Origin of the sequence: Pseudomonas sp. GL-B-19 (assembly GCF_019956415.1) — a bacterium.
Classification (GTDB): Bacteria; Pseudomonadota; Gammaproteobacteria; order Pseudomonadales; family Pseudomonadaceae; genus Aquipseudomonas.
The window spans coordinates 145,983-164,258 of sequence record NZ_JAHBDK010000020.1 but is presented as its reverse complement, the minus strand read 5'-3'; the positions used below and the strand labels follow the sequence as shown (position 1 = coordinate 164,258).

Annotated in this window: 12 protein-coding genes and 5 pseudogenes; 10 read left to right on the top strand and 7 right to left on the bottom strand. The window is 56.3% G+C overall.

What is annotated here, in order from left to right; all coding sequences use genetic code 11:
- Window positions 1-32: 32 nt before the first annotated feature.
- Complete coding sequence (locus KGB06_RS07455) at window positions 33-1,448, top strand: purine-cytosine permease family protein (protein ID WP_223513331.1); 1,416 nt, start codon at window positions 33-35, stop codon at window positions 1,446-1,448.
- Window positions 1,449-1,565: 117 nt separating this feature from the next.
- Here the strand turns inward: KGB06_RS07455 and KGB06_RS07450 are convergent.
- A pseudogene (locus KGB06_RS07450) lies at window positions 1,566-1,775 on the bottom strand (hypothetical protein); the annotation flags it as partial.
- 273 nt (window positions 1,776-2,048) lie between these two features.
- Here KGB06_RS07450 and KGB06_RS07445 point away from each other — a divergent pair.
- Entirely contained in the window at window positions 2,049-2,258 is a 210-nt protein-coding gene (locus KGB06_RS07445; protein WP_223513328.1) for a hypothetical protein, read from the top strand.
- Between the two features lie 26 nt (window positions 2,259-2,284).
- Here KGB06_RS07445 and KGB06_RS07440 read toward each other — a convergent pair whose 3' ends face one another.
- Window positions 2,285-2,887, bottom strand: a complete 603-nt coding sequence (locus tag KGB06_RS07440; protein WP_223513326.1) for a DJ-1/PfpI family protein — start codon at window positions 2,885-2,887, stop codon at window positions 2,285-2,287.
- Between the two features lie 60 nt (window positions 2,888-2,947).
- Window positions 2,948-3,447, bottom strand: a pseudogene (locus tag KGB06_RS07435) (transposase); the annotation flags it as partial.
- A gap of 599 nt (window positions 3,448-4,046) precedes the next feature.
- Between KGB06_RS07435 and KGB06_RS07430 the strand changes: the two are divergent.
- From KGB06_RS07430 to KGB06_RS07420, 3 genes are all read left to right on the top strand, one after another.
- Window positions 4,047-4,325: a DUF2790 domain-containing protein gene (locus KGB06_RS07430; RefSeq protein ID WP_223513323.1), complete on the top strand. Its 279-nt coding sequence runs from the start codon at window positions 4,047-4,049 to the stop codon at window positions 4,323-4,325.
- A gap of 277 nt (window positions 4,326-4,602) precedes the next feature.
- Complete coding sequence (locus tag KGB06_RS07425; RefSeq protein ID WP_223513321.1) at window positions 4,603-5,256, top strand: hypothetical protein; 654 nt, start codon at window positions 4,603-4,605, stop codon at window positions 5,254-5,256.
- Window positions 5,257-5,339: 83 nt separating this feature from the next.
- Window positions 5,340-5,546 (top strand): co-regulatory protein PtrA N-terminal domain-containing protein, encoded by a 207-nt coding sequence (locus KGB06_RS07420; RefSeq protein WP_223513318.1) that lies wholly within the window; start codon window positions 5,340-5,342, stop codon window positions 5,544-5,546.
- A gap of 389 nt (window positions 5,547-5,935) precedes the next feature.
- Here the strand turns inward: KGB06_RS07420 and KGB06_RS07415 are convergent, their stop codons facing one another.
- From KGB06_RS07415 to KGB06_RS07405, 3 genes are all read right to left on the bottom strand, one after another.
- Entirely contained in the window at window positions 5,936-6,241 is a 306-nt protein-coding gene (locus KGB06_RS07415) for a hypothetical protein (RefSeq protein ID WP_223513316.1), read from the bottom strand.
- 128 nt (window positions 6,242-6,369) lie between these two features.
- Window positions 6,370-6,837 (bottom strand): response regulator, encoded by a 468-nt coding sequence (locus KGB06_RS07410; protein WP_223513314.1) that lies wholly within the window; start codon window positions 6,835-6,837, stop codon window positions 6,370-6,372.
- A 360-nt stretch (window positions 6,838-7,197) separates the two neighbouring features.
- On the bottom strand, window positions 7,198-7,839 hold the full coding sequence (locus KGB06_RS07405; RefSeq protein WP_223513311.1) for a response regulator transcription factor: 642 nt from the start codon (window positions 7,837-7,839) through the stop codon (window positions 7,198-7,200).
- A gap of 323 nt (window positions 7,840-8,162) precedes the next feature.
- Here KGB06_RS07405 and KGB06_RS07400 point away from each other — a divergent pair, with 323 nt between their 5' ends.
- The 3 genes and pseudogenes from KGB06_RS07400 to KGB06_RS07390 all read left to right on the top strand — a co-directional run.
- The gene (locus KGB06_RS07400; RefSeq protein ID WP_223513308.1) at window positions 8,163-12,989 is read left to right on the top strand and encodes a HAMP domain-containing protein; all 4,827 of its coding nucleotides are present in this window, start codon (window positions 8,163-8,165) and stop codon (window positions 12,987-12,989) included.
- Between the two features lie 110 nt (window positions 12,990-13,099).
- Window positions 13,100-14,239: a response regulator gene (locus KGB06_RS07395; protein ID WP_223513305.1), complete on the top strand. Its 1,140-nt coding sequence runs from the start codon at window positions 13,100-13,102 to the stop codon at window positions 14,237-14,239.
- A 21-nt stretch (window positions 14,240-14,260) separates the two neighbouring features.
- A pseudogene (locus KGB06_RS07390) lies at window positions 14,261-14,485 on the top strand (Mut7-C RNAse domain-containing protein); the annotation flags it as partial.
- Between the two features lie 90 nt (window positions 14,486-14,575).
- Here KGB06_RS07390 and KGB06_RS07385 read toward each other — a convergent pair.
- A complete protein-coding gene (locus KGB06_RS07385; RefSeq protein ID WP_223513303.1) occupies window positions 14,576-15,010 on the bottom strand; it encodes a GFA family protein in 435 nt (144 codons plus the stop codon).
- Window positions 15,011-15,300: 290 nt separating this feature from the next.
- On the opposite strand from KGB06_RS07385, the pseudogene KGB06_RS07380 reads away from it, so the two are divergent.
- Window positions 15,301-16,731 (top strand): annotated as a pseudogene (locus KGB06_RS07380) (IS1182 family transposase).
- A 491-nt stretch (window positions 16,732-17,222) separates the two neighbouring features.
- Window positions 17,223-18,080 (top strand): annotated as a pseudogene (locus tag KGB06_RS07375) (IS4 family transposase); the annotation flags it as partial.
- Window positions 18,081-18,276 lie beyond the last annotated feature (196 nt).

Here is an 18,276-nt window from a genome sequence, read left to right as displayed (position 1 = left end):
GTCCACGTACTCACCTTGCCTTGGAGTTCCTCATGGTCACCACTGCGACATCCTCCGCCCCGCTTATTGAAAAACACACGATTGGATACGTGCCCCCTGAAGATCGCCATGGAAAGGTAAGAGACCTGTTCACCCTGTGGTTCGGCGGCAACATCGCGCCATTGCCGATCGTGACCGGCGCACTGGGAGTGCAACTGTTCCACCTGAACCTGATCTGGGGCATCGTCGCCATCCTCGTCGGCCACCTGGTCGGCGGCGTGTTGATGGCGTTGCACTCGGCCCAGGGCTCGCAGATGGGCATCCCGCAAATGATCCAGAGCCGCGCCCAGTTCGGCTCCCTCGGCGCATTGCTGGTGGTGGTGATCGCCGGCGTCATGTACATCGGCTTCTTTGCCTCCAACATCGTGCTGGCGGGTAAATCCTTGCACGGTGTGGTCGACGCAGTGCCCGTGCCCGTGGGCATCGTGATCGGCGCCATCGGCTCCGGGATCATCGGCATCATCGGTTACCGCTTTATCCATGTGCTCAACCGCATCGGTACCTGGGTACTGGGCGCCGGGATCGTATTGGGGTTTGGCTATATCTTTACCCATATCCAGACCACGGACTTTCTGACCCGCGGTGAATTCAACATTTCCGGCTGGCTGGCTACCGTGTCTCTGGCTGCGCTGTGGCAGATCGCCTTCGCGCCCTACGTGTCGGATTACTCGCGCTACCTGCCGGCTGACGTTCCGGTCGCGTCCACTTTCTGGACCACTTACCTGGGCTCGGCACTGGGCTCCAGTCTGTCGTTCATCTTCGGCGCCGTCGCGGTACTTGCCACCCCGGTCGGCATGGACACGATGGACGCCGTCAAACTTGCCACCGGCTCTATCGGCCCGTTGATGTTGGTGCTGTTCCTGCTCAGCGTGATCAGCCATAACGCCCTCAATTTGTATGGCGCGGTGCTGTCGATCATCACCCTGGTGCAGACCTTTGCGTATCGCTGGATCCCCACCGCGAAAAGCCGAGCGGTGATCTCCATCCTCGTACTGGCAGCATGTGCGATTGCAGCAGTTTTCGCCTCAAAAGACTTTATCGGCCACTTCGTCGATATGGTGCTGGTGTTGTTGGTAGTGCTGGTGCCATGGACGGCAATCAACCTGATCGACTTCTACGCTATCCACAAAGGCAAGTACGACATTGCCTCGATCTTCCGCGTGGATGGCGGGATTTATGGGCGCTACAACCCGCAGGCCTTGCTGGCGTACGCGCTCGGTATTGCGGTGCAGATTCCTTTCATGAACACACCGTTGTATGTGGGCCCGATTTCAGAACACATCAACGGCGCGGACTTGTCCTGGGTGGTCGGGCTGGTGGTGACTTCGCCGTTGTATTTCTGGTTGGCAAATCGGGACAGTGCGTACAAGCGCAGGATGAATGAGGGGAAATTGGTCGGCAGTGTCTGACATTACAACGCCAGCGCTCGATCCTCGATCACTCGTTTCATCACGAGCATCGGGGTCAAGCGCTGAGCATTGGTTTACCGCACGGGTCATTCAGCGCCTGCCCTGGTATGACCCAAGTTACCAGGTTCGTTCAAGGGGCGGCCCAGGATCAGGAACAAACACAACCCCGTCCATTAGCAATCGGGCAGTGCGCATCAATCCGCAACGGGTCAATCGCCCATCCTGGAAGCGCAGTTCCACGGTGAACTCACCAGTAGGATGTTCAACCGAAAGCTGCATCGTGTCGCCCTCTCCCCTACACGCCAACTCTGCTGCCACGCTACCTTGGGGTACGTTGCGCAGGCTGACATCCCCCAGGGTAATACCTACCTGCATGATGTCCGGGCCGCTGCCGCTGTTTAGCTGGGTCAGCTGAGGAAAAGTTCTCAGGGCCAATGAAACCGGTCACTTCCTTACTTTGGAATACCCGGTTTTAACCTGCTTTACACGGTCAGTGGTACAAAAGGTGGTACAAGCTTCATTCCCTCCCTAGATGTCCTGTCTACCGTTCGTCACTTCCCAATACTGCTGCTGCGCTGAAGCCTCCATGGAGGAATCGCGATGCCAAACTCAGACCTGCTCCCTTCCCTGCTATTCAAGATCAACGAAAACCACCTCGCCCTGGAGGATGCCATCATGGAGCTCACGCTTTGGGTTGAGCAGCGCGGAGCGGCCGAGATCGGCGGCAATATCCGCGGCGCCCTTCAAACGATCGACAAGAACGAAGAGTTCATCAAGATGACGCTCGCGGTGATAATGGCGCCGGAATGACCGCGATCGGCGGCCACTCCAACACATCACCTGATCGACTGTTTTGTAGGAGAAAGCAGTCCCCCATGTTCCACTGCCAACATTGACCTGAACTGAGAAGTGATCTCTGAGGATAGCCCGGCACCTTCAAACACTGCGCAGGTGAAGCTAACGGGCGCGGGGCCTGGAGCAGTTATGATGCGGTCTGCAACCACAGCCACTGCACTGCTTCGATAATGTGTGTGCCCTTCATAACCTACGGCATTCTGTTGTAAGAAGTCTGCGCTGTTCGAGGTATGAGGAACCGTGTCGAGAAGCCCCGCCCTCGCAAGTGCCAGCGTTCCCCCACAGATACCGGCAATTGTCGCCCCACTTGAGCGACTGGCATGAAGAAAGTCTCGAATATCCGGTGCTTCTACGCGTTCCCAGCACATTCCACCAATGACGACAACGACGTCCGGTTTCCACTCCAGACATTGCTGCAAACTGCTATCGACAGTGACAGCCAATCCGCCCTGCGAGCGGAACTGCCCCGTAGCAGCAGCGAAGAACCTGACGTCGATCCCGTAAAACGGGGACGCAGTTCCAGCAATGAAAGCATATTCCCAGTCCGCAAAACCGGGTGTCAGTATCAAACCCACACGTGCCATCAGTCAGAATCCTCCATGAATGCCAATAACATATGGCGACAACAAACTGACATCAAGGGTAGTGATGCCGGCTTGCTCGCAGGCAAGGATTTCCAGCCCTTTGTAATAGCCTCGGTCGACCACCACCGTCAGCGATTCAGCCTCGATTTCTGCACGCGCCTGGTCCGCCATATTGCTCAGTTGCCCACGATCATTACCAACGTTGGTCACCTCATGGGCAATGATCAGATGGTGCTTGTCGTCGACCGCTGTTTGGACGTTGTAGCCAACCGTTCCGGTGCCACGACCGCTCGTGGTCATTGAGCATGCATCTGGATCGGTAAGAGAGATTTGTTGGTCTGGACTGTCGTGAAGCTGCGCCCCGATGTCCTTGCGAAAGTCGGCAATGGTTTTGAAGTCTGGAGCCAAACGTCCCGTCAGCCACATCAACTCGACGTTACGCTCGGCCTCACGCTCAAGCCGACCACGCGCACTGGGTTTTCTTCGGCTACGTAATCGTCCAGGCACTCAGGCAGCAACGTGACTTGCGTCCGAGCCTCACCTTCAATGAATCGCTTCATGATCGCCCCCAATACGATCTAGACGACCAGAAGGTTAGATAACCACTGGCGTTTTCACACAGCCTGGGTCGTTTTCTGCTTCTTGCGATGGGCAGTTTTGGATCGGTTGCCGTCCTTCGCGACAGGCAAAAAACGGCCAATACCCGACATTTCTCCCCTGGCTCGATAGCAGGCGTTTTCGGTCCATACACCGTCACAACCACCGCGTGAACATATCTATTTCTTCCCCGATCAATTGGGTGTCGAATTGGGCCAGAACCTGTTTGGCTGCCTACTGTTTTTCCAGTGCCAGGCGGACTTGGGTAATGCAGGCGTTCGCGATCACTCGGCTTCAGCCGACTGAATTGAAGGCACTGATTCACCGTGCGTGACAATCTGTCATGACATGTTATGACCTCCATCAGAATCGGACTTTGGCCAACAAATACGGGGTTTAAAGGACGAATGGTCGAAAGGCGTCAAGCGCGGGGAATTGCCGGGAGTTTGCAGCCACTACAGGCTTTGCAGGCAGGCGCGTTCGTCGCGGTGAAGTGAACTTCACTTTCACCACGTGTCACATTAAGTCCTTGTCAAGCGAACTTCAGTGGAGGTACAGCCTTATGAGCATGGCCACAATTGTCAGTGCCGTGATTTCCAGTCTCGCACCCAGTGTCTTCGACCAGAGCAGCCTGCAAGACCCCGGCGCGCATGTCTCAGCCGTCGAATACCACTACGGGATGGACATCGATGTGAAACGGGTACTGCAGCGCACCGATACATCCGACAAGACCGGCGTGGTACCGGTGACCCTGGTCTACGAAGACAGCGAGGGCGAGGTTCACAAGATCCGTTTCCTCGAATGGGGTGGAAGCCCCGCCGACCCCACCAACATTGCCTGATTCGCTCGTCGATCGGGTTCCGGGCCTCACCGCCCCCCCAGAAGCGGAAGTTAAACCTCCCATGCACTCAGTGCGATTGAGGTTTTTTGTTACCTGAAAATGGACATGATCGAATGACTAAAAGTTCATTCGAGAAACTCACTATTATCTTGGCGGCGTAATGTCGCAAGATTAATTGATAACAATTGCTGGATCTAAATGGCAGTCAGCAACGGTAAATTACAATCAAGCCGTGCCGAGAGCCAAGTTGATTCACTATTGAAACCAAGAGGTCACCATGGAACTTAGTATGTTTTCTTCGTCCACCGTGGAATATGTGCGTTTGGGCGTTGTATATTTTCATCTTATCGCCTGCTGTGTGGCAATCGGGCTGGTTTTGACCAGTGACATTGCAATGGTCAAGCAACTCCTGAAGGGAGATGCGTCAGGCCACCACGATGATGCGCACATGGAAAGCCTTCAAAAAACCGTAGGACTTGCACTTGTAGCGCTTTGGATTACGGGCATTGGTATCGTCGGGATCGATTATGCCGGCAAGGGGATGGAGTATTTCCTCAATCCAAAACTACAAGCCAAAATTGGCATAGTTGTGCTGTTGACCTTTAACGGCTTCCTGTTGCATAGCGCTGTAATGCCCGCTCTGAAAAAAGCCGGTTCGTTACTGAAACTCTCCTTCAGCCTGCGCATGCTGGCGCTGTTCTCGGGGGCGTTCTCTGGCGTGTCGTGGTTCTATGCCGCCATGCTGGGTGTTGGTCGTCCGCTGGCCTGGAAGTACTCGCTGGTGGAGTTGCTGGCAGCCTATCCGGTTCTCATCGTCGGCGGTTTCGGGATGATGGTACTGCTCACTGCCTGGGCAAAAGACAGAGACACCGAAGCGCGTATGGAGCAAGGCACCAGGACAGTAGGAAACGCCGCCTTGGCAGGATGGTGAAGCCAGGTTGAACGAGGAAATTCAGCTTTAGCCAATAAATCCCGCTGTTAGCAGTTCACAAAATTTCACTTGAGGATATCCCAATGAAATCCATGAAAGCCCTTTTCGTAGTCGCCACTCTGACCGCCTCTTCTCTGGCGATGGCCACAGGTGGTGGTGACAAGACGTTCAATCGCATGGAGTCGGCCCGGAAAGTCTCGATGGAAGCCTACCAGGTTGCACAGAAACAGAAGGCTGAAGCCGCTGTAGCTGAAAGCAAGGCCAAGGCGACCGATCACGCCAACAGCTGATCGGTGTAGCCTGTCCCCCGGCTGACAGAAATGAGCAGCCTCAAGCCTCGCTAGCAGCACCCAAGGTGCTGCTAGCGCCGGTTTAACCGTGATCCCGCCTGCACTAAATCCAGTGTGTTGAATCCGCCTCGAGCACCAGATCCTTTCGCTCATCCCAATCAATATTGCCGCGCGCCTGAAACTCGTCCGCTAACCTCAGAAGCAGGTCGTATTGTTCCCCGGCAGCCATTTCTGACTGCGCTAGCCGCCCTTCATCACGCGCAGACACGCTTCGAAGTTCGCTGCTGCGGCTGTTCAAATGCTGAGTTGAGCGCCTGACCGGCGGAGTATCCCTGCCGGCCGACGATAGTGAAATATCAATTACCCGCAGTCATCATGGCGATAGGCATCTATCGCTTCCCCTTCATACTGACTACGGAAAGATAAGCACCCCAAAGAACACTACACAGGGCAAGTATTAGCTCCGGATTGAAAATGTTCTGATCGACCGGCGCCACCAGGATTTCGCTATAAAGGCACAATGCGCCCGCGATCAACGCTAAAAAGTAGTTGGTTCGGGTTCTAGTCCGACGCAGCAACAGAACCTTTTTCAGACCCTCGTCTTTCCATTCTTTTAGGGGCATGCATTGGATCTCCTCCAGCAGCACCACACCCCACAGCAACGCGCACAACCAATAACCTATACCTATCATCATGACGTCCTCCAGTTAGAACATTGATTCAACACTGATTCAACACTGATTCAACATGAATGCAGCGCGCACTCCGCGCTCAACTTACGTATATCGATTCCAGAGTCTTTTCTGACCCGTGCAATTTGCTCTCACGCATATCCTGAAGCAGGCGAGAAGGTTCGAGCAGCTGGTAACAGGGACTTGGCCAAACGCTCCAACATGCGGCGCATGGCGGCAAGTTCATGGATCTTGTCGTAGGAGGCGTAGGCTCCTGCTTTTGTGAAGTACTTCCAATGTGTCGGATCAGCGCAATTGCTGGCCACTATGACTTTTGTCAGCGGATACTCAGCGGCGACCACACGCAATACTTCCATGCCATTACCGTCGCTGAGGTTGACGTCCAGCAAGACGACATCGGGTGGATCACGCCGGATGGCGGCGATAGCGGTCGATGCGCGGTGGAACGCCCCAGCAAGTGACAGGCCCGCGATCCGGGGCGACACCGTGCGCCACAGCGCTCGCACGACGTTCAAATCCTCAACGACAAACAGGCGCAGAGGGCCTGAATTTCTGGCTGGCATCAGTGCGGTCACTGGTTCTGTGTGGGTGACCTGCATGATTTGACCTCTCTTTTTTGACATGGCGGTACAAGACGCTGACGAAGACAACTCCATTCAGCGGACGAAATCTTGCAGAGCGGTAAATATGCTTGAGTGGAACGGATCCCACTATCGACGTTAGCAGGAGTTCTTTGTGGAGATATCGGCCTAGAGTTTGTAGTGATTCCACTACAAGCAGCTGGATCGGGTCACGCTTCGTTGAAGCCGGGCATGTACTGCGCATCATTCCTGCACAGTTGGTTAAACCGCAGCTGAAGTTCAATCAGGACGATTCGATGATGCCGAGGCATTTGCCGCAGAGAGTGGCGGATGCCTGGAACGCTTGAGTGGCTCGGCTGCGTCGGATGGCCGGGCGTTCTAAGTTAACAGGCCGTTTTCGAGTGCATAGCGGGCCAGTTTCGCGTTGCTGTCCATCCCTGTTTTTTCCAGGATGCGTGCCCGGTACGTCGTGACGGTACTCGGGCTTAAGTGCAATATCTCAGCGATGCGGACAATTCTCTCGCCTGAAGCGAGGAGCTTTAGTACTTCAAGTTCCCGATCGGATAGCGCTTCGTGGGGTGCCTCATCGCCTCTGCCGATAGCGTTGACCAGTTTTTCTGCCAGCTCAGGACTGACGTGCTTGCCGCCTGAGGCCACCTTGCGAACTGCCGTAACCAGGGTGGCTGCGGAAATATCTTTGGTGAGGTATCCCGCAGCGCCGAGCTTGATTGCACGTAACGCATAGGCCTCGACCGAATGCATGCTCAACATCAGAACGGCGAGCTTGGGCTTCTCCGCACGCATAAGCTTGAGGAGTTGGAGGCCGGTCTTATCGGGCAGCTGAATATCTACCAGTGCCACGTCGAAATCTTGCTCCCGGACCAGGAGCATTGCGTCTTGTGCCGTCTCTGCTTCACCCGTAACGTCGATCTCGTTGGCAGTCTCCAGCATGCGTCGCACGCCGTTACGCACGATGCTGTGATCATCCACCAGCAAGACTCTGATTTTGTGGTCAGTCATCTGTATTTTCCATTCGCACCCGCAAGGCCCTGGCCGTATCGTGTCTCGATGTACTGATGATGTTGAACCTGCCGGCACAGTGGCGCGCGCTCATGCATTCCCACACTAACCCTGCGGCCAGTGGCCGGCAAGGCATGCAGTCTGCTGCAGCAGCAGTTTGACGTTAGCAGGCAGGTAGCACATTTGCACTTTTGCCTCAGGCGTTAGCGGCGCCTAAGCTCTTAGGGTTATCTGCACGCCCATGGGTAATGCCTTGCCCGTGGCATCAATTTTGACTCGACAGAGGCATGGCCACAGTGACGACACCGATCGAAGTTTTCGACATGAAGACGTTGCTGGCAGCGCTGAAGTCGTTGCGCAGAGGTGACTTCACCACGCGTATGCCGGAAGACTGGACCGGCATGCCGGGCAAGATCGCCGACACGCTCAACGAGATCATCGACATGGCAGCCGACACCACCACCGAATTCGAACGCGTGGCGCGACTGATCGGCAAGCAGGGCAAGGTCGATGAGCGTATCGAATTGCCGATGATGAAAGGCTCATGGCAAAAGATCGTCAACTCGAGCAATGCGCTCACCAGCGACCTCATCAGCCCGATGAACGAGATCATTCGCGTTGTCGGTTCGGTTGCCGAGGGTAATCTGAGCCAGCAGGTACCGCCGGTACTCGACGGCCTGAAACTGCGGGGCCAGTTCCTCAAATCCGCCGAGATCGTGAACACCATGGTGACGCGACTGGGCTCCTTCGCTTCCGAGGTGACCCGCGTGGCGCGCGAAGTCGGCACTGAAGGGATTCTCGGTGGGCAGGCCAATGTCAAAGGGGTGTCCGGTACCTGGAAAGACCTGACCGACTCCGTCAACGACATGGCCGCCAATCTGACCACCCAGATGCGCAACATCGCTTACGTGACGACCGCGGTGGCCAAAGGCGATCTGGGCAAGACGATTACCGTCGAAGCCAAGGGTGAGATTCTCGAGCTGAAAAATACCATCAACACGATGGTCGGCCAGCTCTCGAGCTTCGCTGCGGAGGTGACCCGCGTGGCGCTGGAAGTCGGTACCGAAGGCAAGTTGGGCGGTCAGGCGGAAGTTCGCGACGTATCAGGCACCTGGCGCGACCTGACCGAATCGGTCAACGGCATGGCGGCCAACCTGACCACCCAGGTGCGCAACCTCGCACAGGTGACGACGGCGGTGGCGCGCGGCGACCTCGGCAAGAAAATCACGGTTGAAGCCAAGGGCGAGATTCTCGAACTGAAAAACACTATCAACACGATGGTCGACCAGCTCTCCAGCTTCGCCGCGGAGGTGACACGCGTCGCGCTGGAAGTCGGTACCGAAGGCAAACTGGGCGGACAGGCCGAAGTGACCGGTGTATCCGGTACCTGGAAGGACTTGACCAATTCGGTCAACGGCATGGCGGCCAACCTGACCACCCAGGTGCGCAACATTGCTGACGTGACGACGGCGGTGGCCAACGGCGACCTGTCGCGCAAGATCACCGCCGAAGCGAAAGGTGAAATTCTCCAACTCAAGGAAACCATCAACACGATGGTGGACCAGCTCTCGACCTTTGCCGACGAAGTGACGCGCATGGCACGCGAAGTGGGGACTGACGGCAAGCTCGGTGGCCAGGCCAAGGTGGCTGGCGTCGGTGGAACCTGGAAAGATTTGACCGACTCGGTCAACAGCATGGCGGCCAACCTGACCAATCAGGTCCGCAACATCGCCGACGTGACGACGGCGGTGGCCAAAGGCGACCTGGGGCGCAAGATTACCGTGGAAGCCAAGGGCGAAATCATGGAGCTGAAGAACACCATCAACACCATGGTGGACCAGCTCAATAGCTTTGCCGCCGAAGTGACGCGGGTGGCGCGCGAAGTCGGCACCGAAGGAAAGCTTGGGGGACAGGCACAGGTGCAAGGCGTGTCCGGCACCTGGAGGGATTTGACCGAAAACGTGAACTTCATGGCGGCCAACCTGACCAGCCAGGTGCGAGGCATCGCGAAAGTGGTGACCGCGGTAGCCAACGGCGACATGAAGAAGAAACTGACACTGGAAGCCAAGGGCGAGATCGCCGAGCTGGCCGACACCATCAACGGTATGACCGATACGCTGGCGCTGTTCTCCGATCAGGTGACCTCGGTGGCGCGTGAAGTGGGCGTCGAGGGCAAGCTGGGCGGCCAGGCCAACGTGCCGGGAGCTGCCGGCACCTGGCGCGATCTGACCGATAACGTGAACGGTCTGGCCGCCAACCTGACCAATCAGGTGCGCGCAATTGCCGACGTGGCGACTGCCGTGACCAAGGGCGATCTGACTCGTTACGTGGAGGTCGAAGCAAAGGGTGAAGTGGCGGAATTGAAGGACAACGTCAACGAGATGATCCGCAACCTGAGGGAAACCACGCGGCAAAACGCGGAACAGGATTGGCTCAAGACCAATCTCGCAAAATTTACCCGCCTGCTGCAGGGCCAGCGCGATCTGGCGGCAGTCTCCAAGATGGTGCTGTCAGAACTGGCTCCGCTGATCAACGCCCAGCACGGTGTGTTCTACATGATGAACGAGAACCCGCCCTACCCTCCGAAACTCAAACTGCTGTCGGCTTATGCGTACAAGGGAAACATCAATGTGAACGATGAGTGGCGGCTCGGCGAGGGCCTGGTCGGGCAATGCGCTTACGAGAAGCAGCGCATCCTGCTGACCGATGTACCCGCAAATTACGTCGCGATTTCATCGGGACTGGGTGCGGCCGCCCCGCTGAATATCATCGTGTTGCCGATCCTGTTCGAGAACAAGGTCAAGGCCGTCGTCGAAATGGCTTCGTTCACGCGCTACAGCATCATTCATCAAACCTTCCTTGATCAGCTTGCTGAATCGATTGGTATCGTGCTCAACACAATCGAAGCCAATATGCGTACAGAAGAACTGCTCAAGCAGTCGCAATCGCTGGCGCAGGAGCTGCAAAGGCAACAAGAAGAATTGAGACAGACCAACGAGGAACTGGAGGACAAGGCTGGACTGCTGGCCGAGCAGAAAACCGAAGTCGAGCGCAAGAACCGCGAAGTCGAAATCACCAAGCTGTCGCTGGAGGAGAAAGCGGAGCAGCTGATGCTGACCTCGAAGTACAAGTCCGAATTCCTCTCCAGTATGTCCCATGAGCTCAGAACGCCATTGAACAGCTTGCTGATCCTGGCCCAGCAACTCAGCGACAACGCGGAACACAATCTCACTCCCAGGCAGGTCCAATATGCCAAGACCATCCGTAGCGCGGGCAAAGACCTGCTGGAGCTGATCGACGAGATTCTCTATCTGTCCAAGATCGAGTCGGGGACGGTCACACTGGATCTGAATGAAGCGCTGTTCGCCGATCTGCACGACCAGATCGAACGCACCTTCCGGCCGGTCGCCGAAAGCCGGGGCCTCACCTTCACGATTGAACTGGCGCCTACCCTGCCCCCCGTCATCTGGACCGACGAAAAGCGCCTGTTGCAGGTGGTCAAGAACCTGCTGTCCAATGCCTTCAAGTTCACCGAGCAAGGCAGCGTCAATATCAGCATCGCGCCCGCTGTGTCCGGGTGGAGCGTGGATCACAGCGAACTGAATCGCGCCGATGCGGTGGTTGCCTTCGTGGTTACCGACACCGGCATTGGCGTATCTGCCGGCAAGCAGAAGCTCATCTTCGAGGCGTTCCAGCAAGCAGATACCGGAACCTCACGAAAATACGGCGGCACCGGCCTCGGCCTGTCGATCAGCCGCGAGCTCGCACACCGGCTGGGCGGTGAGCTGCGGCTGATCCCCGGTGAGATCGGCAAGGGCAGTACTTTCGCGCTGTACGTGCCCTTGCGTACACAGGATGCCCAGCGTCAGACGCTAGACGAATCAGCGACAGAGACAGTACCTGGCCAAGTCAAGCGCGACCTGATGTCAGACCCGTCTGCACAGATACTGGACGACCGCGAGTCTGTCCAACCCGGGGACCAAGTGCTGCTGATGCTCGAAGGCGATGCCCGATTCGCCAGCATTCTGCTCGAGGCCGCGCACCAGAAGGGATTCAGGGCTATCGTCACGACCCGTGGCGCGGATGCACTGGAGCTTGTCGAGCGCTTCAAACCCGCCGCGATCACGCTAGACCCGAGCCTGACGGACATCGATGGCTGGTTGCTACTCGAACAGTTGAAGCGAAATTTCGCCACGCGTCACATCCCGGTCCAGATCATCTCGATCGCCGACGACCGCACACGCGGGCTGCGCTATGGCGCTTTCGACTATCTGCTCAAGCCGGTCACAGCCGACGAGATTCAAAATGCGCTGGTCGGCATCGTGGCATTCGCACGGCGCAAGACCAGGAGTCTGCTGCTCTTCGACGGCGACGAAGGGAGCCGCGCCCGCATCCTCGATCTACTCGGCAACACCGACGTGAAGATCACGACGACCGACAGCGGCGCTGAAGCCTTGAAGAAACTGGCAAAGAAACGCTACGACTGCATGGCAATCAATCTCAAACTGCCCGACGCATCCGGCATCAGGTTTCTCGAGGCGTTGCAGGAAGACCGCGCAATGCGTGAATTGCCGATCGTCGTCTATGGTGCAGATACACTGACCAAGCCGGAACACGAGCTTTTCAGAACACTGCTCGGCAAGGGCGTCATCAAGGCAGTTCAATCCCCCGAGCGCATACTCGACGAAACCGCGCTGTTTCTACACCGCGTCGTAGCCAGGCTGCCGCAGACCCAGCGCAGGATGCTGGAAAAACTCTATGAGGGTTCGGACAGTCTCGAGGGTAAAAAGGCCCTGGTGGTCGACGATGACGTGCGCAATATTTTTGCCCTGACCAGCGTGCTTGAGTGCAACAAAATGCTGGTGGCCACGGCCGAAAACGGCCGAACCGCCATAGAACTGCTGCAGCAGCAGCCCGATACCGACATCGTCCTGATGGACATCATGATGCCCGAGATGGATGGCTTTGAAACCATGCGCCAGATCCGTACATTCAAAAGATTTGAAACCCTGCCCATGATTGCGCTGACGGCCAAGGCGATGATGGGTGACCGTGAAAAGTGCCTCGAAGCAGGAGCATCGGACTATGTCAGCAAGCCGGTGGATACCGACCAGCTGCTGTCACTGATGCGCAAATGGCTCTATCGATGACTCTGTACCGCGCTCATTGCGCGACAGCAAAGGTGGCAATGTGCGCAAGGCCGGCTCGATTTTACCGGTGCTGGCGTTACGGCCAGAGGCGCTAGCGCAATCCGAGTGGCATGAATATGCAGCAGGAACCCCCGGTATTCAAAGACAGAGCCCAGGTGCGGCAACCGCTCCCGCCTGATGGCGTGCCAGCATCAGTGTTGCTGGTGGATGACAATCCCGCCAAGCTTACGGCGCTTGCCGCGGTGATTGCCGACATGAGCCTCGATATTGCCACGGCGACTTCCGGGCGCGAGGCGCTGCGCCTGCTATTGCAGCGCGACTTCGCAGTCATTCTGCTCGACGTGAAAATGCCGGTGATGGACGGTTTTGAAACCGCGGCACTCATTCACGGCCGCCCGAAGTCGGCCCACACGCCCATTATCTTCGTAACAGCTGAGGCCGATACGGATTCCGAGCGTTTCCGCGGTTATACGTCCGGCGCAGTGGATTACATCTTCTCGCCGATTGTGGCCGAGGTTCTTCGCGCCAAGATCCGGGTGTTTGTCGACCTGTTCTACCTGCAGCGCAAACTGACGATACAGGCCGAAGAATTGCTGCAATCGAAGCTGCTGCTGCGTGAACTGGCCTCCTATCAGGAGCACATCAAGGAAGAAGAGCGAAAGCGGATCGCACGCGACATCCATGACGAACTGGGACAGAGTCTGCTGGCGTTGCGAATCGATGTCTCCATGTTGCAGGCGCGCACCAGTACCATGCACCCCAAGCTCAACGAAAAGGCCAGCGATGCTCTGAATCACCTCGATACAGCCATCCGCAGTGTCCGCAGTATCATCAATGATCTTCGACCACCCGTACTCGATCTGGGATTGCAGGCAGCGATCGAGTGGCAACTTGAAGAGTTCCGGCAGCGCAGCGCGATCGATTGCACGATGTCGGCGAAAGACGAAAATTTCCGTTGCGATTTGAATGAAAAGTCCGCCACGACTTTGTTCCGCATCGTGCAGGAATCGCTGTCGAATATTGCCCGGCACGCGCAAGCGACACAGGTGCATATCGAACTCTCCAGGGAGGGTCGCCGGCTTTACCTGAAGATCAAAGACAATGGCGTAGGCATGACGGATCGCAAAAAATTGAAATCGTTCGGGTTGGTGGGAATGAAGGAACGCATCAGCATGCTGGGCGGGGAATTCACGATCGACAGCGCACCGGATAAAGGAACGAGATTAACGATATCGTTGCCACTCGACTGACCCGGATGGCACTGAAAGGCTATGGCCCGTACCCGTCGGGCGGGCCAACCAGACTGCGATTACGACAATGGCTTCGAGGTTGGCGAGATCGCCAGGATCGCTGCACAGCAAGGACGCATTGTGCTAACCCGCGACCGCGAACTGCTCAAGCGGCGGATCATCAGCCACGGCTGTTACGTGCATGCCCTGAAACCGTCACTGCAGCTGCGCGAATTGAATGAGCGCCTCGACCTGGCGCGCAGCGCGTCGATTTATACCCGTCGCGACAGGCAGAAATCGGCCAGAAGCGGACGGTGGTGAGCCGAATTTGGGCCGGACTACCAGAAAGCTCCTGGGTCAATCATTGTTGACCTGGAGTTCCTGCAGAAGAAACCCAAGTGAATCCGGGGCTGAGCGATGACTTTTTTCCGAGCGTTGTTCATCCCATGGCATAGCGTCATCGGTGCAGAAATCTCCAACACACTCCATGCTCAGTTCACCATCTAGAAGTCCAAGCGGAATCCAGAAGTAAGGCGTCTCGCGAAGAGCATTAGGCACGGTCGAGCCACATCGTGAGCAAAAGTCATTTCTGTACCCGCTGGGTTTGCGCCAACTTGTGATCGCACCTTGCCCTTCTTCCCATCGAAAGTCACGAGCTTTGACCAGTGTGGCGAGATTATGGCCGACCCCGGTTTGCTTGCGGCATAGGGTGCAATGGCATCGATAAAAAAATCGTGGTTCAACCCCTAGGGAAAAGCGTACAGCCCCGCAAAGACATTGCCCTGATGCCATGGATATCTCCTTGAAGAACGATTCATCGGTATTTTACCGGTTCGAGCGTTGGTATCGGAAAGGGGTGGCCGTTATAGTACTGGCCTTTCATTGCCATGGATAATGCCGTACTCAGCAGCCCCATTATTGTGGCGCGGGTCATAGAGGCCGACGGTGTAGACGTTCCTACACGGTTAAATCCACAGTTGATTGCATCCCTTCCTGACAGGCAACAACCGGCCCAGAGTGTGTAAAAACGCCTTCGCGAACCCTTGTTATGATTTCTGAGGATTTCATCGCAGGGATCGCCCATGAAGCGCTTTATCCAAGGTGAACATCGAGGCCAAGGCACCTTACTTCCCGAGAGCCTCGACGACTACGTCAGCGATACCAATCCGGTGTGTGTAGTCGACGTCTTCGTCGACGAACTCGACCTGGTCAATCTGGGTTTTGGAGGTGCGATCCCAGCCGATACTGGCCGGCCTGCTTACCACCCGGCGATCTTGCTGAAGATCTATATCTACGGCTATCTCAACCGCATCCAGTCGAGCCGACGTTTGGAGCGAGAAGCTCAACGCAACGTCGAGCTGATGTGGTTGACCGGGCGTTTGATGCCGGATTTCAAGACCATCGCCAACTTCCGAAAAGACAACAGCAAGGCCATCCGAGGCGTCTGTCGCCAGTTCGTCGTGCTGTGTCAGCAGTTGGGACTGTTCGGAGAACATCTGGTCGCCATCGATGGCAGCAAATTCAAAGCAGTCAACAATCGCGACCGCAATTTCACCAGCGCCAAACTGAAGCTGCGAATGGAAGAAATTGAATCGAGCATCAACCGTTACCTGACGGCACTCGATGCTGCCGATCGGCAAGAACCCACAGCTTCCGTGTCCAGTGCCGTGCGGCTGGAAGAGAAAATCGCCAAGCTCAAAACTCAAATGAAGGAGCTTCAAGCGATCGAAATCCAGCTCAATGAATCGCAGGATAAACAGGTCTCACTGACCGATCCAGACGCCCGTTCCATGATGACGCACGGCACGGGAATCGTTGGCTACAACGTGCAGACAGCGGTCGATACCCAGAACCATTTGATCGTTGCGCACGAGGTGACCAACGTCGGTTCTGACCGCGATCAACTCAGTTCAATGGCCAAGCAGGCCCGCGAGGCGATAGCGTCAGAAACGTTGTCGGTGGTGGCGGACCGAGGTTTTTTCAAAAGCGAACAAATCCTGGCTTGTCACGATGCCGGCATCACCGCCTATGTGCCCAAGCCGATGACCTCTGGAGCCAAAGCCGACGGTCGTTTCAACAACGATGTCTTTAGCTATGACGCGGCAAAAAACGAATACATTTGTCCAGCTGGCGAGGCGCTGATCTGGCACTACTCCTACGTTGAAAAAGGCCTGAAGTTGCATCGTTACTGGAGTTCGAAATGCCAGGGCTGCGTGTTGAAGTCGCAATGCACACCGAGCACGGAACGACGAGTTCGACGCTAGGAGCATGAAGCCGTATTGGAGGAAATGCAGCTTCGGTTGGGCAAAGCACCGGAGATGATGCGAGTCCGAAAACGGACGGTTGAGCATCCCTTCGGGACGCTCAAACAATGGATGGGTGCGACGCACTTCCTGACGCGAAAGCTGGCCGGGGTGAGCTCGGAGATGAGCTTGAATGTGCTCGCCTACAACTTGAAACGGGTCACGAAAATCATCGGTGCCAACGATTTAATGAAGGCGCTGTCGGCCTGAAAAAGGCTGGTTTTGGCCCATCCCAGAGGCTGTAAAAACAGCGTCACGTGTTCCAAGTCGCGACCGATGCGACTCGAAGCATTGACCGTGCGATCGCTCAACCAACGAACGTCAATGACCCAAGACGATCAGGTTATGAGCGTTTTTACACACTCTGGGCCGCTTTTTGCCTGTCGCGAAAGACAGAAATCGGCCATAAAACAGTCATTCCGTTGTGTCTACGAAACAGGGGCGATTCAGTTCGACAACGTCTGAAAGCCCCCAGATCTTCTACCCGTGATACCGGCCTCATCAGTGTAACCGTCCGGGCATCCCGTCTGGACTGGCCCCGCCAAGCTAAGAGATGGTGTCCACCTATTCAAGTGGACAAATTTCGGAAACCATAGACAACAAAAAGCCCGCTCTAGGCGTAATGCTGTTCACTTAAGCATTTGAGTCCAAGCCGGGCTTATCCGAAAATCCGATGCCAGACCTCTGGTATCGGATTTTTTATGTCTGTTCAACAGGACCTGCTCGACCTTGGCGACCTTTTCTACTTCTGCGACCTGAGCACCTTTACCCAAAACATCCCCATAAAGTGGGTAGCGTCTGCGCTGGCTCTATCCAGTCAGGCCACTATTCGCCGACGTCGCCTACCCGCTGATCAAGTGCTTTGGCTGGTGCTCGGGATGGCGCTGTTTCGTGACGAGCCGGTCCACGAGGTGGCGAGACGATTGAACATTTGTGCCCAAGGCCTGGCCTCCGACCACCTGTTGGCCCGCAGCGGTGTAACCGAAGCTCGAAAGCGGCTCGGCGCCGATCCCGTTGAGTGGTTGTTCCGCAAGACCGGCACCCAATGGGGCGCGGAGCGCAATGACGGTGATGCCTGGCACGATCTTCAGGTACTCGCGGTGGACGGCGCGCTCTTGCGCACCCCGGATACGGCCGAGCTTCGCGATCACTTCGGGTCGGGAAACACCTCGACCGACCGCCAGACGCCGTTTCCCATGATGCGCCTGGTGGCGTTGATGAATGTGCGTTCGCATTTGATCCTGGATGCGCAATTGAGCCCATACCGACGTAGTGAAATGCACTTGACCGACGAGTTTTTGCAGCAGATCCCCGACCACTCGGTGACGCTGTTCGACAAAGGGTTCTGGGGCGCTGAAATGCTGTCGGGCCTGAGCAAAGCCGGGACCAACCGTCATTGGTTGATCCCGACAAAAAAGGGACTGGTCTGCGAGGAAGTGACTCGTTACGGCCAGCACGACCGTTTGGTGCGCATGAAAGTCTCGCCGCAGGCCAGAAAGCGAAACCCGACTCTTCCAACGCACTGGGAGGCTCGCGAAGTCAGCTATGAAATTCAGGGCAAGCTAAAACCGGCACGCCCTTACGAGCGGGGGATTTTAAGTCAATTAGATATCTTCATATAATTCAACAGCTTACACGAATATTTTTGCCTCAATTCTTTCCGAGGCACACCGCCACAAGCCTTATACCCAGTGGTTTTAGATTTTTTTGCGGCATCTTTTCGGGGTCGTGCCGAGATATGGTAAAAATTAGGAC